The following is a 15,330-nucleotide window of genomic DNA, read 5'->3' on the forward strand; positions in this document are numbered from 1 at the left end:
GTTGCCCTCCGGCAGGGGATGCCCGTCCGCGGGGCGCGGGGAACTGCGCGCCCCGCCGGCCACGGGCCGGTGGTCCGGGTCGGACCGAGCAGACCCGCCGGGCCGGTGACGATCCGCGGCCCGGTGGGGGCTGATCGCGCAGTTCCCCGCGCCCCCGGGCTGACGGCGGTCCGTCCGGGTACAGCGCTGCGTCGTGGCAGGCATGCAGTTCCTCGCGCCCCCGGGGCTGAGCGTCGTCGCCACACGACGGTGAGAGGCGGGCTGCGGGCGCAGTCCCCCGCGACCCCCGCGATAGCGGCGGTCCGTTCGGGCCCAACGCTGAGAATCGGGCGGCACGCGCGCTTCCCCGCGCCCTGGATCAGTGGCCATCCGTATGGACCCGCGCTGCTTCGCGTGGCTAGATGATCGATTCCAAGGGGTTCAATGGTCGTAGGCGGTGAGCGCGCGCATGGTCGGCTGGCCAGTACGGGCGTTGTGCCAGATGGCGGCGGCGAGCGCGAGGATGCGTTGCAGGACTCGGACGGCTGCGCGGTTGGAGGTGCGGCCTCGGTGCCGTTCGAGGTCGAGCTGGCCTGGCGCCCTCGCATCGTCCACGAGTCACAAGCAAGAACTTCGCTCAGCTGGGCGCGATGGGCTGTTCGAGGAGTACGCCCGGTCCGTCGAATCCGCAGCGCCGGTACAGCGGCGCACTGCGCTCGGACGGCCACACGATCAACGTATCCAGGCCGTGAGCGCGCGCATAGCCGGTCGCCTCGTCGAGCAAGGCCCTGCCCAGGCCGCGATTGCGCTGTTCGGGGACGACGTAGAAGTTCGTCACGTAGCCGAGGGTGTCGGAGCCCGGGTGGGGACTCGGGACCTTCTCCACCAGACACACGAACACGTGACCACAGGGACGGCCACCCACTTCCGCGACCCAGACCCGCCACAGCCCGGCCATCCGGGAACGCAGCCACTGCTCGCACTCGGCGGTGAACTCCTCTTCACCCCAGGGGACTCCATCTCCGCTGTCCTCCACCTTGAACCGCCAGCGCATGGCTGCCAGCGCGGGCGCGTCATCGAACTCGGCCCGACGGATCACAACGTCACTCATGGCCTTACTCTCGCAAACCGATCCGCCGGAGCGAAACGGCCCACGCCCACCCACCGACCCCCTGGAATTGTCCATCTACTCGCGCCGCTCGGAGGTGGTGGACGCCCGTTCGGACACGACGCCGGGTCGCGGCCCCCGGGGGTCTGGGGCGCATCGCTGCACGGCGGTGAGCGGCGTGTGGCGTGCGCAGATCCCCGCAGCCCCGGTGGCCGCCCGCGCCGGGGCCAGAGCTTCGCCTGGGGTACCCCCGGCCCCTCCTGGGGCGCTGGGCGGCCCGGAGGCCGCATGACGCACCCCGCGCTCGCGCGACCGGCGGGCCCGGGAGTGCGAACGTCATCGGAGGCGGGCGGGGCATGATGGAGGGGTGCCTGAAGGAGACACGGTCTGGCTGACCGCCCAGCGGTTGCACGCGGCGCTGGCGGGGCGGGTGCTGGTGCGGGCGGAGCTGCGCGTGCCGCAGTTGGCGACGGTGCAGCTCGTGGGGCGGCAGGTGCTGGAGGTCGTACCGCGGGGCAAGCACCTGCTGACGCGGCTGGAGGGTGACTGGACGCTGCACTCGCATCTGCGGATGGACGGTGCCTGGCACCTCTACGCACCCGGGGAGCGGTGGCGGGGCGGGGCGGAGCACCAGGTGCGGGCGGTGCTGGGGAACGAGGAGAGGACCGCGGTCGGATACCGGCTGCCGGTGCTCGCGTTGCTGCCCACGGCGGAGGAGCAGCAGGTGGTCGGCCATCTCGGGCCCGATCTGCTGGGGCCGGGGTGGGACCCGGCCGCGGCGCTGGCCAGGTTGGCGGCGGAGGCGGACCGACCGCTGGGTGAGGCGCTGCTCGACCAGCGCAATCTCGCCGGGATCGGCAACGTCTACGTGGCCGAGCTGTGTTTTCTGCGCGGGGTGACCCCGTGGACGCCGTTCGGCGAGGTGGCCGCGCCCGAGAAGCTGGTGACGCTGGCCAAGCGGCTGCTGGAGGCCAACAAGGGCCGCCCCGGCCATGTGACCACCGGGGACACGCGGCGCGGCCGTACGCACTGGGTGTACGACCGGGCGCACCGGCCGTGCCTGCGCTGCGGCACCCCGGTCAAGGTCGGCGAGCACGGCCCTGAGGGGCAGCGGCGGGTGGCGTACTGGTGTCCGCGGTGCCAGCGCGGGCCGGGGCCGAGCCAGTAGCAGCCGGGTCCTCAGACGGCCGTGGCGTCACCGGGCGGAGCCGCGCGGCGGCGGACACCCGCGGGCACGGCATGCAGCGGGATCAGGCCCAGGCTCCAACCGCCGGCGGCGAGCGCGCTCTGCCACGGGCCGACCGCCTCAGGCTCCGCGGCCAGCCGCAGCAACGTCCCCCACCACAGCACCCCGCCGATCACACCGATCACACAACGCAGCGGGCGCCCCAGCCTCGGCCGAATTCCCAGTCCCGACCGCGACCGCGACCGGAGCCGAGGCCCGGCAATGGGCGGTACGGGAGGAGCGGAGGGACATATCGGGAGTTCCTGAAGCGCACGCACGGCCGCCTCCTTCTGACCCCGAGTTCGCGGCGGGAGCCGCACCCGGCGGCCCCCGTACAGCCCGTACATCCCGTGCAGGAGCGAGCGAGCGGACGGTCAGACGTTCTCGGCCTGGAACATCCAGTGGAACTTCTCAAGATCGGCGGTGAGACCGATCAGGATGTCCTGGGTGACGGGGTCCGGCTTGTCCGTCAGCTCGATGCGCTCCCGCATCCGGGTGATGAGGGAGTCCAGCGCGGCGACCATGATCTCGACGACCTCGTTGTCCTTGACCCAGCCGTCGGTCACCGTGTCGATGCCGCTGGTCTTGGAGACCGTCCCGGCCCGGCCGTCCGGCGTCACGCCGATCGCCGAGGCGCGTTCCGCGACGGTGTCGGAGTGGGTCCTGGCGCTGTCGACGACCTCGTCGAGCTGGAGGTGCACGGACCGGAAGCGCGGGCCCACCACATTCCAGTGCACCTGCTTGGCCAGCAGTGACAGGTCGATCAGGTCGACCAGCGCGCCCTGAAGCGCGTCTCCCACGGACTTGCGGTCAGGTTCGGACAGCGGGCTCTTCACGACACTCATGCGGTTCTCCCAGCGGATAGACGCGATCAGATCCATTACGGCCGATTACACCCGTTTTCAGACCTTCTCCGACTACCCTGCCTCGCCATTCCGAACACGGCAAAGGCAGATCCGCCGCATCGCGGCGGACAGCGGGCAATCAGGCGGCGACGACGTCCACGGCTTCCGCGGACTTCTTCGGTGCCTTGATGGTGATCCGTTCGTCCGGGGTGGACGTGACGGACGTGACCGATGTGACTGTGCCGAGCAGCGGCCGCATCGGTGCGGCAGTGGCCTCGGACGCCGCGGACTGTGCCAGCTCGGCGAGCGACAGATCGTCGCTGACTTCTCGCATCACCTCGGACATCGGTACGTCCAGGGCGTCGCAGATCGCGGAGAGCAGTTCGGAGGACGCCTCCTTCTGCCCCCTCTCGACCTCCGACAGATAGCCGAGTGAAACCCGGGCGGACGAGGAGACCTCGCGCAGGGTGCGGCCCTGGCGCTGGCGCTGCCGACGCAGCACGTCACCCAGCAGGCGACGGAGCAGAATCATCGGTGGCTCCCTCCTCGGGATCGCGGTACCGCATCCTTCTCGCCCCACCGTACCGCCTCGGGCACCGGCCGTGCGGGGAGCAAAGACGTGTTCACTCAGGGCTGCAAACATCACGTCTCCCCGTGTTCTTCCCTGTCCTGCACCGCAGAACGCACGCCGGGCCGGTTATTCGGAAGCCTTCTGCAGCTGTTCGAGGAGCAGATCGAGCACGGCCGCCACCGACGCCCGGCGGATCGCCGTACGGTCCCCGGCCAGCAGCAGCGCCGCGACCTCGGAGAACCCGCCAGGACCGGCCACCGCCACGAAAACGGTGCCCACCGGCCGGCCGTCCTGCGGGTCGGGACCTGCCACACCTGTGGTGGCGGCGCCCCAGTCCGCGCCGAGGCGACGGCGTACGCCCTCGGCCATTTGGCACGCCACTTGTGCATCTACTGCGCCCCGTTCGGCCAGCAGCGTCCCGTCCACGCCCAGCAGCTCGTGCTTGAGCACGGTGGCGTACGCCGTCACCGAGCCGCGGAAGCTCCGGGACGCGCCGGGCACCGCGGTCAGCTCCGCGGCCAGCAGACCGCCGGTCAGCGATTCAGCGACCGCCAGCGTCCCGCCGCGCCGCTCCATCAGCCGCAGCACCTCAGCGGCGGTGTCGCCACCGCCCGTCATACGCCCTGCTCCGGCCCGCCCGAGCCCGGCGCGTCCGCGCCCCGCCCCTCCGCCTCCGGGCCGCCGGCACCCGACCCGCCAACCTCCGACCCGCCAACCTCCGACCCGTCGGCGTCCGGCCCTCCAGCCGCCCCCGCGCCGGAGGCGACCACCGTCCCAGAGGCAGGCGCCGCCCCGGACGCGACCGCCGCCACCTCCCGCGACAGCGCCCGCTCGGCCGCGAGACCGGCCCGCCGCAGTACGACGGCCTGCCGTACGTAGTCGAACCCGGTCACCACCGTGAGCAGCACCGCGAGGCCCATCAGCCAGGCGCGGGTGCTGGCCAGCGGACCGGTCAGCACCAGGATGTACATGCCCACCGCGACGCCCTGGGTGAGCGTCTTGAGCTTGCCCCCGCGGCTCGCCGGGATCACCCCGTGTCTGATCACCCAGAAGCGCATGAGCGTGATGCCCAGCTCGCGGAAGAGGATCACGGCGGTGACCCACCACGGCAGGTCGCCCAGTGCGGACAGCCCGACCAGGGCCGCTCCCATGATCGCTTTGTCCGCGATCGGGTCGGCGATCTTGCCGAAGTCGGTGACCAGCCCGTAGCGCCGGGCCAGCTCGCCGTCGAAGAGGTCGGTGATCATCGCGATCGCGAACGCGGCCCAGGCGAAGGAGCGCCATTTCGGGTCGTTCCCGTCGTCGTGGACCAGCAGCAGCACGAAGCCGGGGACCAGCACCAGCCGGGTCATCGTCAGCAGGTTGGCGATATTCCACAGGCCGGCCTTCGGCGCCACCGGGTCGGCCGCGTGGTCGACGCCCGCCGCCGGGTGGACGAGCGCGTCGGGCGCCACCGTGGCGCCCGAACCGGCGGCGGCCGCGGAAGCCGACGACGAGGACGGCGAGGGGGACTCGGCCGGCGCGGGGGCTCCGCTCATCTGCCCACCACCGCCGGCCCGGCCATGGCCGCCTCGGCGACCGGAGTGCCCTGGGCGCCGACGGAGTCCGCCCCGCCCAGCGGTTCCGCCACCAGGTCGACGCCCTGCGCCCCGATCACCTTCGCCGTCACGAAAGTCCCCGGCCGCGCCTGCCAGGCCTCGTCGGCCGGCACCAGCACGACCTGGCCGTCCGTCTCCGGCGCCTGGTGGTCGGCGCGGCCGGTCACCTCGCCGGTCTCCTCGTCCACCGCCTCGACCAGCACCCGCACGGTGTCCCCGAGGCGTTCCTCGGCGCGCTGGGCGGTCAGCTCCTCGGCGAGCCGGGAGACCCGGGCCAGCCGCGCGGCGATGACGTCGTCGTCCAGCTTGCCGTCGTAGCCGGCCGCCTCGGTGCCGTCCTCGTCGGAGTAGCCGAACACCCCGATCGCGTCCAGCCGGGCGGCGCTCAGGAAGCGCTCCAGCTCGGCCAGGTCGCCCTCGGTCTCGCCGGGGAAGCCCACGATGAAGTTGGACCGCACGCCGGCCTGCGGCGCCTTGGCCCGGATCGCGCCGAGCAGGTCCAGGAAGCGGTCCGTGTCGCCGAAGCGCCGCATCGCCCGCAGCACGGCGGGGGCCGAGTGCTGGAAAGACAGGTCGAAGTACGGCACCACGCCGGGCGTGGAGGTCAGCGCGTCGATGAGCCCCGGGCGCATCTCGGCGGGCTGCAGGTAGCTGACCCGGACCCGCTCGATGCCGTCGACCGCCGCCAGTTCCGGCAGCAGCGTCTCCAGCAGGCGGATGTCGCCGAGGTCCTTGCCGTAGGAGGTGTTGTTCTCGCTGACCAGCATGACCTCCGTGACGCCCTGGGTGGCCAGCCAGCGGGTCTCGCCGAGGACGTCGGAGGGGCGGCGGGAGATGAAGGAGCCGCGGAAGGAGGGGATCGCGCAGAAGGTGCAGCGGCGGTCGCAGCCGGAGGCGAGCTTCACGGAGGCGACAGGCCCGGAGTCCAGCCGGCGCCGCAGCGGGGCGCGCGGCCCCGACGCGGGTGCGACACCCGCCGGCAGGTCGGCGAGGTCCACGGCTCTTCCCCCGGCCGCCGCGGACGTCCCGCCCGGACCGGGATCGACCGACCCGGGATCGACCGTCGCAGGTTCGCCCGCAGCGGACCCGCCGGCGTTGGGGCGTCCCTCCTGGGAGTGGCCGGGCAGCGCCACCGTTGACGCCTGGCGGTCCGCCGGGCTGATCGGCAGCAGCTTGCGCCGGTCGCGCGGGGTGTGCGGGGCGTGGACGCCGCCGGCCAGGATCGTCCGGAGCCGCTCGGAGATGTCGGTGTAGTCGTCGAAGCCGAGCACGCCGTCGGCCTCCGGGAGCGCGTCGGCCAGTTCCTTGCCGTACCGCTCCGCCATGCAGCCGACGGCGACGACGGCCTGGGTGCGGCCGCGGTCCTTGAGGTCGTTGGCCTCGAGGAGGGCGTCCACGGAGTCCTTCTTGGCCGCCTCGACGAAGCCGCAGGTGTTGACGACCGCCACATCGGCGTCCGCGGCGTCCTCGACGAGCTGCCAGCCGTCCGCCGCCAGCCGGCCGGCAAGCTCTTCCGAGTCCACTTCGTTACGGGCGCATCCGAGCGTGACAAGGGCGACGGTACGGGTTTCGGGCATGCACTCAGACTACCCGCTGCCCTGTCGCGCCCCTCGCGCCTCGGCCGCCTACCGCCCGAACCCCTCGGTCACACCCGGTGCCGCTAGCCCTGCGTCGGGTCGCCGGGCGTATACGTCAGGCGGACGACCTGGCCGTCGCTGCCGGCCGCGCCGAGGTCCTTGCCGTTGACGAAGAGCTGCACCGCGCCCGCGTTGCCGACGACGAGCTTGAGCTTCTTGTCGTCGGTGAAGGTCTGCGAGTCGCCCTTCCTGAGCGAGCCCTGGAAGAGCCGCTTGCCGTTGTGGTCGGTGGCCTGGACCCAGCTGACGCCGCCCTCGGCGCTGAGCTTGACGGTGACCTTGCCGGGCGGGGCGGCCGCGATGGCGCTGCCCGTCGGATCGGCGCTCGGCGCCTGCGTACCCGGGGTGCTGGTGGGCGTCGTGCTGCTGCTCGGGGTCGGCGGCGCGGGGTCGGCCTTCGCACCGTTCCCGTCGTCTCCCCCGGTGAAAGCGGTGTAGCCGACGAAACCGATGACCGCGACGATCGCCGCGACCATGGCCGCGGTCCAGTTGGGCCGGCGCGGCTCGGACCGGATCCGCTCCGACGAGTAGAGCGGCGCGACGGGCGCGGGGGCGATCTCCGTACCGTGCTCGGCCGCATATTGTGCGATCAGGGGCTCGGGGTCGAGTCCCACCGTCCGGGCCAGGTTGCGGATGTGGCCGCGGGCGTAGACGTCGCCGCCGCAGCGGGAGAAGTCGTCCTGCTCGATCGACTGCACGATGGGGACGCGCACCCGGGTAGCGGTGCTGACCTGGTCGACGGTGAGCCCGGCGGCGATGCGGGCCTGAGAGAGGGCATGACCGACCGAAGGCCGATCTTCGGTGGGCGTGTTGCCGAGGGACACGAGGGCGCCTTTCGAGCGTGCAGCCGCCTGCTGGGGGTTCAGTCTAGGGGGGGTCGGAAACAGGGGGGCAAGCGGACGGCCGGATTGTGTCCGCCATCAGGATGTCGTCCTCCCTGCCGAGGTTGACGTATGAACAGATCAAACGGTTGCCCGAAAAATCCGACCGCTTTCCGACCGGCACCGCGTGTCGGGCTCAGGCCCCGCCGCGGATCTCGGACAGCACGCCGTCCAGCTCGTCCGCCTTCACCATCACGTCGCGCGCCTTCGAACCCTCGCTGGGGCCGACGATGCCGCGCGACTCCATCAGGTCCATCAGCCTGCCCGCCTTGGCGAATCCCACACGCAGCTTGCGCTGGAGCATCGATGTCGAGCCGAACTGGGTGGAGACCACCAGCTCCGCGGCCTGGCACAAAAGGTCCAGGTCGTCACCGATCTCCTCGTCGATCTCCTTCTTCGGGCCGCTGCCGACGGTGACGTCGGTGCGGTACGCCGGGGTGAGCTGGGCCTTGCAGTGGTCGACGACCTTGGCGACCTCGTCCTCGGTGACGAAGGCGCCCTGCATCCGGATCGGCTTGTTCGCGCCCATCGGCAGAAACAGGCCGTCGCCTTTTCCGATCAGCTTCTCGGCGCCCGGCTGGTCGAGGATGACCCGGCTGTCGGCGAGCGAGGAGGTCGCGAAGGCCAGCCGGGACGGCACATTGGCCTTGATCAGCCCGGTGACCACGTCGACGCTCGGCCGCTGGGTGGCCAGCACCAGGTGGATGCCGGCGGCCCTGGCCAGCTGGGTGATCCGGACGATCGAGTCCTCGACGTCGCGCGGCGCGACCATCATCAGGTCGGCCAGCTCGTCGACGATGACCAGCAGATACGGGTACGGCGTCAGCTCGCGCTCGCTGCCCTCCGGGGTCCTGGCCTTGCCCGAGCGCACGGCGGCGTTGAAGTCGTCGATGTGCCGGAAGCCGTACGCGGCCAGGTCGTCGTAGCGCAGGTCCATCTCGCGCACCACCCACTGGAGGGCTTCCGCCGCGCGCTTGGGGTTGGTGATGATCGGGGTGATCAGGTGCGGGATGCCCTCGTACGCGGTCAGCTCGACGCGCTTGGGGTCGACCAGCACCATGCGGACCTCGTCCGGGGTGGCGCGGGCCATCACCGAGGTGATCAGGCAGTTGATGCAGGACGACTTGCCGGAGCCGGTGGCGCCCGCGACCAGGACGTGCGGCATCTTGGCGAGGTTGGCCATCACGTAGCCGCCCTCGACGTCCTTGCCGAGCGCCACCGTCATCGGGTGGTCCTCGCCCGCGGCCTCCGCCGAGCGCAGCACATCGCCGAGGTTGACCATCTCGCGGTCGCTGTTGGGGATCTCGATGCCGACCGCGGACTTGCCGGGGATCGGGCTGATGATCCTGATGTCGGGGCTGGCGACCGAGTAGGCGATGTTCTTGGCCAGCGCGGTGATCCGCTCGACCTTGACCGCGGCGCCCAGCTCCACCTCGTAGCGGGTGACGGTCGGGCCGCGGGTGAAGCCGGTGACGACCGCGTCGACCTTGAATTCCTTGAAGACCTGGGACAGCGAGGCGACCACCGCGTCGTTGGCGGCGCTGCGGGTACGCCCGGGGCCGCCGCGCTCCAGCAGGTCGAGCGAGGGCAGCGCGTAGGTGATGTCGCCGGACAGCTGCAACTGCTCGGCGCGCGGCGGCAGCGGGTCGCCCGGGTCCGCGGTGTGCTTGGTGAGGTCGGGGACGCCCGAGCCGGTGTCCTCCTCGGCGCGGGCGGCGGGCACCGGCTTCCTGATGCCGCTGCTGAGGTCGGCGACCAGCGGCGACGGCTGCAGCCCGTGCAGGACGGCGCCGTCCAGCGCCGCGGCGGCTGCCGCGGCCACGTCCACCGCGTCGGACCCGGCGGCCTGCGCGGTGCCGGGCAGGCCCTCGGGCCTGCGGCGGGGCCGGCGCCGCGGCTTGGGCTCGTCGTCGGCCTGGACCCCTTCCGCGCCGAGGTCGCTGTCCATGTCGTACGGCTCGTCCTGCGCCTTGCCGGGCCTGCGCGGCAGCCGGCGTACCGGCGACTCGTCCTCGGCCTCCCGCGTACCGGCCGGCTCGCCGGCGTCGAAGAAGTCCTCCAGCGGTACGGCGTCGAGCTCCGGCGGCGCGGCGTACAGGCCGAGCCTGGTGCCGGCGGCCCGCAGCCGCTGCGGTACGGCGTTGACCGGGGTGGCGGTGACGACGAGCAGCCCGAAGAGCGTGAAGAGCAGCAGCAGCGGAGCGGCGAGGACCGCGCCGACGGTGTAGACCAGCGGGGAGGCGGCGGCCCAGCCGATCAGGCCGCCGGCGTCCCGCAGCGCGGTGGCGCCCTCGCTGCGGGTCGGCGAGCCGCAGGCCACGTGGATCAGGCCGAGGGTGCCGATGACGAGTGCGGACAGGCCGATCACGATCCGGCCGTTGGCCTCGGGCTGCTCCGGGTGCCGCATGATACGGACGGAGACCGCGCCGAGCAGCAGCGGCACCAGCAGGTCGAGCCGGCCGAAGGCGCCGGTGACCACTATCTCGACCAGGTCGCCGACCGGGCCGTGCAGATTGGACCAGGTGCCGGCCGCGACCACCAGGGTCAGGCCGATCAGCAGCAGGCCGAGGCCGTCCTTGCGGTGGGCGGGGTCCAGGCCGCGGGCGCCGCGCCCTATACCGCGGAAGAGCGCGCCGACGGTGTGCGCCAGGCCGAGCCACACCGCCCGGAACATGCGGTAGACGCCGCTGGTCGGCGAAGGGACCGGTACGGGCGCGGCTCTGGGCGCCGCTGCCGCCTTCTTGGCGGGCGGTCTGGCGGCGGCGCCCTTGGCCGCGGGCTTCCTCGCGGCGGACTTCTTGGCCGCCGGCTTCGCCGGGGCTTTCTTGGCGGTGCCGGACGTACGTGGGGCCATGGTGCCGAGATTACCGCCCTTGTGATCGGGGAACACGCGTGCTTGCGGATACGCCCGTTCGTGTCGGGCTGCCGCCGTCATGCCATTGACGTGGCGTCAATCTGCGTTGCCGGGCGCGCCATGGGCGGCCCGTACGCGCCCCGCGGCGGGATCAGTCCCCGGTGGCCTGCCGCACGATACCCCCGCTGCTGCCCGGCTCCAGCGCGTCCAGCGCCCGGCGCAGGCCGGTCAGCTTCCGCTCCAGGTGGGCCGCGGTCGCCACGGCCGCCGCGTCCGCGGACTCGCCGAGCTGTTTGCTCAGCGCCTCGGCCTGCTCCTCGACGGCCGCGAGCCGGGCGGACAGTTCCGCCAGCAGACCCGCGGGCTCCTTCGAGCCGTTGGCCTCCGCCCCGGAGGGCAGACCCTGTTCCAGTTGCAGCCGCAGCAGTCCGGCCTGTTCGCGCAGCTGGCAGTTCTTCATGTACAGGTCGACGAAGACCGAGACCTTCGCCCGCAGCACCCACGGGTCGAACGGCTTGGAGATGTAGTCGACCGCGCCCGCCGCGTAGCCCCGGAAGGTGTGGTGCGGGCCGTGGTTGATCGCGGTGAGGAAGATGATCGGGATGTCCCGGGTCCGCTCCCGCCGCTTGATGTGTGCCGCGGTCTCGAACCCGTCCATGCCCGGCATCTGGACATCGAGCAGGATCACCGCGAAATCATCGGTGAGCAGCGCTTTGAGCGCCTCCTCCCCGGACGATGCCCTGACCAGAGTCTGATCGAGCGCCGAGAGAATGGCCTCCAGCGCCAGCAGATTCTCCGGCCGGTCATCGACCAGGAGGATCTTGGCCTTCTGCACCATGGCCCGCCCTCCTCGCCCCGGCATCACGCCGGTCGCCGCCCCCGGGGACGACTCTGTCGCGCCGCCCGTCCTTGTGCCGGTCATGGTAGCCGCACCCAGCCGTTCGCCACACCCTGTCACCGCCACGTCACTCACCACACACCGAAAACGCAGGCGGAGACGAGTAGGTTCCCTCATCCTCTCGTTCTCACACCCCGTCAGAACGCCCAGTTGGCGAAAGTTCGACGTTTCTTCCTCAGCGGGCGTGCATCCACTCCTCCATCAGCGTCAGCAGGTGGTCGGTGTCGACCGGTTTGGCGACATAGTCCGACGCGCCGGACTCGATGCTCTTCTCCCGGTCGCCCTTCATCGCCTTCGCGGTCAGCGCGATGATCGGCAGCCCGGCGAACTGCGGCATCTTGCGGATCGCCGTCGTCGTCGCGTAGCCGTCCATCTCCGGCATCATGATGTCCATCAGCACGATCGCGATGTCGTCGTACTGTTCGAGCACCTCGATGCCCTCCCGGCCGTTCTCGGCGTACAGCACGGTCAGGCCGTGCTGCTCCAGGACGCTGGTGAGCGCGAAGACGTTGCGGATGTCGTCGTCGACGATCAGCACCTTCTCGCCGCTGAAACCGCCCGTGAAGCCCGAGTGGGCGACCGGCTGGCTCTCCTCGGGCCACGGCTCGTGCGCCGCCGTCCCGTTCTGCCCCTGCCCGGCGGGCAGCGGGGCCGGCTGGGCGGAGCGGCGGCGCAGCCGGGACAGGCTGCTGCCGGGGCTGCGGGTACGGGCGGCAGCCGCGGACTCCTGGTCGCCGCCGGCCGTCAGCTGCGGCGCCGCGTGCGGGGTCTCGCCGAGGCTCAGCGGCAGGTACAGGGTGAAGGTCGAGCCGCGGCCGGGCTGGCTGTCGGCGTGGATCTCGCCGCCGAGCAGCCGGGCGATCTCGCGGCTGATAGACAGGCCCAGGCCCGTACCGCCGTACTTGCGGCTGGTGGTGCCGTCGGCCTGCTTGAACGCCTCGAAGATCACCCGCATCTTGCCCGCCGCGATACCGATGCCCGTGTCGGTCACCGAGAACGCGATCAGCGGCTGGTCGGGCGCGCGCAGGGTGCCGGCCTCCAGCAGCTGCTCGCGGATGGACTGCGGCACCTCGCTGCCGGCCGGCCTGATCACCAGCTCCACCGAGCCGCTGTCGGTGAACTTCACCGCGTTGGACAGCAGATTGCGCAGCACCTGGAGCAGCCGCTGCTCGTCGGTGTGCAGGGTGACCGGCAGCTCCGGCGAGACCCGCACCGAGAAGTCCAGGCCCTTCTCCGCGGTCAGCGGGCGGAAGGTGGCCTCCACGTAGTCGACCAGCTGCACCAGCGCGATACGGGTCGGCGAGACGTCCATCTTGCCGGCCTCGACCTTGGACAGGTCCAGGATGTCGTTGATCAGCTGGAGCAGGTCGGAACCGGCGCCGTGGATGGTCTCGGCGAACTCGACCTGCTTGGGCGACAGATTGCCGTCGGCGTTGTCGGCCAGCAGCTTCGCCAGGATCAGCAGCGAGTTGAGCGGGGTGCGCAGTTCGTGCGACATGTTGGCGAGGAATTCCGACTTGTAGCGCATCGAGACGGCGAGCTGTTCGGCGCGCTCCTCCAGGACCTGCCTGGCCTCCTCGATCTCGGTGTTCTTGACCTCGATGTCGCGGTTCTGCCGGGCCAGCAGCTCGGCCTTCTCCTCCAGTTCCGCGTTCGAGAGCTGGAGGGCGCGCTGCCGGTTCTCCAGCTCGGCAGACCGTTCCTGCAGCTGCTCGGTCAGCTCCTGGGACTGCTTGAGCAGGCCCTCGGTCTTGGTGTTGACGCTGATGGTGTTGACGCTGATCGCGATGATGTCGGTGATCTGGTCGAGGAAGTCCTTCTGGATCTGGGTGAACGGCTGGAACGCGGCCAGTTCGATGACACCCAGCACCCGGCCCTCGAAGAGCACCGGCAGCACGATCACATGGGACGGCGGGGAGTCGCCCAGACCCGAGGTGATCTTGAGGTAGCCCGGCGGGACGTGCTCGATGAGGATCGACCGCTTCTCCACCGCGGCCTGCCCGATCAGCCCCTCGCCCGGCAGGAAGACCGTCGACATGCTGCGCCGCGCGAAGCCGTAGCTGCCGCGCAGCCGCAGCTCGTACTCCTCGCCGGTCTCCGTGGTGTCGCCGGACAGGAAGAAGGCGCCGTGCTGCGCCGAGACCACCGGGGTCAGCTCGCTCATGATGAGCGCGGCCACGTCGCCGAGGTCCCTGCGGCCCTGCATGAGGCCGGAGATACGGGCCAGGTTGCCCTTGAGCCAGTCCTGCTCCTTGTTGGCGAGCGTGGTCTCGCGGAGCCGGACGATCATGGTGTTGATGTAGTCCTGCAGCTCCAGGATCTCGCCGGCCGCGTCCACGTCGATCCGCAGGTTGAGGTCGCCGCGGGTCACCGCGGTGGCGACCTGGGCGATGTTGCGGACCTGGCTGGTCAGGTTGTTGGCCATCAGGTTGACCGACTCGGTCAGGTCCTTCCAGATGCCGGAGACGTCCGGCACCCGGGCCTGACCGCCGAGCCGGCCCTCCGTACCCACCTCGCGCGCCACCCTGGTGACCTCGTCACCGAACGCGGACAGCTGCCCGACCATGGTGTTGATGGTGGTCTTGAGCTCCAGGATCTCGCCGCGGGCGTCCACGTCGATCTTCTTGGACAGGTCGCCGCGGGCGACCGCGGTCGTCACCTGGGCGATCTGCCGTACCTGGCCGGTCAGGTTGGACGCCATGCCGTTGACGGACTCGGTGAGGTCCTTCCAGGTGCCGCTGACCCCCGGCACCCGGGCTTGACCGCCGAGGATTCCCTCGGTGCCCACCTCCCGGGCCACCCGGGTCACCTCGTCACCGAAGGCCGACAGGGTGTCGACCATCGTGTTGATGGTCTCGGCGAGCTGCGCGACCTCGCCGCGTGCCTCGACCGTGATCTTCTTGGTCAGGTCGCCGTTGGCGACGGCGGTGGCCACCTTGGAGATCGAACGCACCTGGCTCGTCAGGTTGTTCGCCATCAGGTTGACGTTGTCGGTGAGGTCCTTCCAGATGCCCGACGCGTCCCTGACCCGCGCCTGGCCGCCGAGCTGGCCCTCGGTGCCGACCTCGCGGGCCACCCGGGTCACCTCGTCACCGAAGGCCGACAGGGTGTCCACCATCGTGTTCACCGTGGTGACCAGCGCCAGGATCTCGCCCTTGGCGTCGACCGTGATCTTCCGCGACAGGTCGCCCTGGGCGACCGCACTGGTGACATCGGCGATGTTGCGGACCTGGCTGGTCAGGTTGTTCGCCATGAAGTTGACGGACTGGGTCAGGTCCTTCCAGGTGCCGCTGACCCCCTTGACCTCGGCCTGCCCGCCCAGGATGCCCTCGGTGCCCACCTCGCGCGCGACCCTGGTCACCTGCTCGGCGAACGACGACAGCTGGTCCACCATCGTGTTCAGGGTGTTCTTGAGCTCCAGGATCTCGCCGCGCGCGTCCACGTCGATCTTCTGCGACAGATCGCCGCGCGCGACCGCCGTGGCGACCTGCGCGATGTTGCGGACCTGGCCGGTCAGGTTGCCGGCCATGAAGTTCACCGAGTCGGTCAGGTCCCGCCACACCCCGGCGACGCCCGGCACCTGCGCCTGCCCGCCGAGCCGCCCGTCGGTGCCCACCTCGCGGGCCACCCGGGTCACCTGCTCGGCGAAGGACGACAGCTGGTCCACCATCGTGTTGATGGTGTTCTTGAGCTCCAGGATCTCGCCGCGCGCGTCCACGTCGATCTTCTGCGAC

General features: G+C 71.3%; 12 protein-coding genes and 1 pseudogene. 1 reads left to right on the forward strand and 12 read right to left on the reverse strand.

All coding sequences use genetic code 11. From position 1 onward, the window contains the following. Positions 1 to 420 precede the first annotated feature (420 nt). Positions 421 to 573, reverse strand: a pseudogene (locus V7E46_RS01330) (IS982 family transposase); the annotation flags it as partial. A 43-nt stretch (positions 574 to 616) separates the two neighbouring features. Continuing rightward, positions 617 to 1,090 carry a GNAT family N-acetyltransferase gene (locus V7E46_RS01335; protein ID WP_333766656.1) on the reverse strand — a complete coding sequence of 158 codons (474 nt, stop codon included), beginning with the start codon at positions 1,088 to 1,090 and terminating at the stop codon, positions 617 to 619. A gap of 364 nt (positions 1,091 to 1,454) precedes the next feature. Here V7E46_RS01335 and V7E46_RS01340 point away from each other — a divergent pair, with 364 nt between their 5' ends. Next, complete coding sequence (locus V7E46_RS01340; RefSeq protein WP_333766657.1) at positions 1,455 to 2,255, forward strand: DNA-formamidopyrimidine glycosylase family protein; 801 nt, start codon at positions 1,455 to 1,457, stop codon at positions 2,253 to 2,255. 11 nt (positions 2,256 to 2,266) lie between these two features. Here the strand turns inward: V7E46_RS01340 and V7E46_RS01345 are convergent, their stop codons facing one another. The 10 genes from V7E46_RS01345 to V7E46_RS01390 form a co-directional block, all read right to left on the reverse strand. Beyond that, positions 2,267 to 2,458 carry a hypothetical protein gene (locus V7E46_RS01345; protein ID WP_333766658.1) on the reverse strand — a complete coding sequence of 64 codons (192 nt, stop codon included), beginning with the start codon at positions 2,456 to 2,458 and terminating at the stop codon, positions 2,267 to 2,269. A 228-nt stretch (positions 2,459 to 2,686) separates the two neighbouring features. Continuing rightward, positions 2,687 to 3,157: a Dps family protein gene (locus V7E46_RS01350; RefSeq protein ID WP_329174055.1), complete on the reverse strand. Its 471-nt coding sequence runs from the start codon at positions 3,155 to 3,157 to the stop codon at positions 2,687 to 2,689. A gap of 139 nt (positions 3,158 to 3,296) precedes the next feature. Beyond that, positions 3,297 to 3,689, reverse strand: coding sequence for a helix-turn-helix domain-containing protein (locus tag V7E46_RS01355; protein WP_251488126.1), 393 nt, complete (start codon positions 3,687 to 3,689; stop codon positions 3,297 to 3,299). A 165-nt stretch (positions 3,690 to 3,854) separates the two neighbouring features. Continuing rightward, positions 3,855 to 4,346, reverse strand: a complete 492-nt coding sequence (locus V7E46_RS01360; protein ID WP_333766659.1) for a CinA family protein — start codon at positions 4,344 to 4,346, stop codon at positions 3,855 to 3,857. Continuing rightward, positions 4,343 to 5,266 (reverse strand): CDP-diacylglycerol--glycerol-3-phosphate 3-phosphatidyltransferase, encoded by a 924-nt coding sequence (pgsA, locus tag V7E46_RS01365; protein ID WP_443053935.1) that lies wholly within the window; start codon positions 5,264 to 5,266, stop codon positions 4,343 to 4,345. Before pgsA ends, V7E46_RS01360 begins: the two co-directional genes overlap by 4 nt. Further along, positions 5,263 to 6,903 (reverse strand): 30S ribosomal protein S12 methylthiotransferase RimO, encoded by a 1,641-nt coding sequence (gene rimO / locus V7E46_RS01370; protein WP_333766660.1) that lies wholly within the window; start codon positions 6,901 to 6,903, stop codon positions 5,263 to 5,265. Before rimO ends, pgsA begins: the two co-directional genes overlap by 4 nt. Positions 6,904 to 6,986: 83 nt before the next feature. Continuing rightward, a complete protein-coding gene (locus tag V7E46_RS01375; protein WP_333766661.1) occupies positions 6,987 to 7,787 on the reverse strand; it encodes a helix-turn-helix domain-containing protein in 801 nt (266 codons plus the stop codon). A 193-nt stretch (positions 7,788 to 7,980) separates the two neighbouring features. Continuing rightward, positions 7,981 to 10,698, reverse strand: coding sequence for a DNA translocase FtsK (locus V7E46_RS01380; RefSeq protein WP_333766662.1), 2,718 nt, complete (start codon positions 10,696 to 10,698; stop codon positions 7,981 to 7,983). A 151-nt stretch (positions 10,699 to 10,849) separates the two neighbouring features. Then, complete coding sequence (locus V7E46_RS01385) at positions 10,850 to 11,536, reverse strand: response regulator (protein WP_329174066.1); 687 nt, start codon at positions 11,534 to 11,536, stop codon at positions 10,850 to 10,852. Positions 11,537 to 11,771: 235 nt separating this feature from the next. Beyond that, the coding region (locus V7E46_RS01390) for a hybrid sensor histidine kinase/response regulator (protein WP_333766663.1) at positions 11,772 to 15,330 on the reverse strand (3,559 nt) is incomplete at its 5' end.

It is taken from the genome of Streptomyces sp. IBSBF 2435, assembly GCF_036815005.1.
GTDB lineage: Bacteria > Actinomycetota > Actinomycetes > Streptomycetales > Streptomycetaceae > Actinacidiphila.

Bases quoted from the DNA above. Each gene is read 5' to 3' on its own strand.
- V7E46_RS01380 (WP_333766662.1), bottom strand. From the start codon at position 10,698: ATGGCCCCACGTACGTCCGGCACCGCCAAGAAAGCCCCGGCGAAGCCG.
- V7E46_RS01355 (WP_251488126.1), bottom strand. From the start codon at position 3,689: ATGATTCTGCTCCGTCGCCTGCTGGGTGACGTGCTGCGTCGGCAGCGC.
- pgsA (WP_443053935.1), bottom strand. From the start codon at position 5,266: ATGAGCGGAGCCCCCGCGCCGGCCGAGTCCCCCTCGCCGTCCTCGTCG.
- V7E46_RS01360 (WP_333766659.1), bottom strand. From the start codon at position 4,346: ATGACGGGCGGTGGCGACACCGCCGCTGAGGTGCTGCGGCTGATGGAG.
- V7E46_RS01385 (WP_329174066.1), bottom strand. From the start codon at position 11,536: ATGGTGCAGAAGGCCAAGATCCTCCTGGTCGATGACCGGCCGGAGAAT.
- rimO (WP_333766660.1), bottom strand. From the start codon at position 6,903: ATGCCCGAAACCCGTACCGTCGCCCTTGTCACGCTCGGATGCGCCCGT.
- V7E46_RS01350 (WP_329174055.1), bottom strand. From the start codon at position 3,157: ATGAGTGTCGTGAAGAGCCCGCTGTCCGAACCTGACCGCAAGTCCGTG.
- V7E46_RS01335 (WP_333766656.1), bottom strand. From the start codon at position 1,090: ATGAGTGACGTTGTGATCCGTCGGGCCGAGTTCGATGACGCGCCCGCG.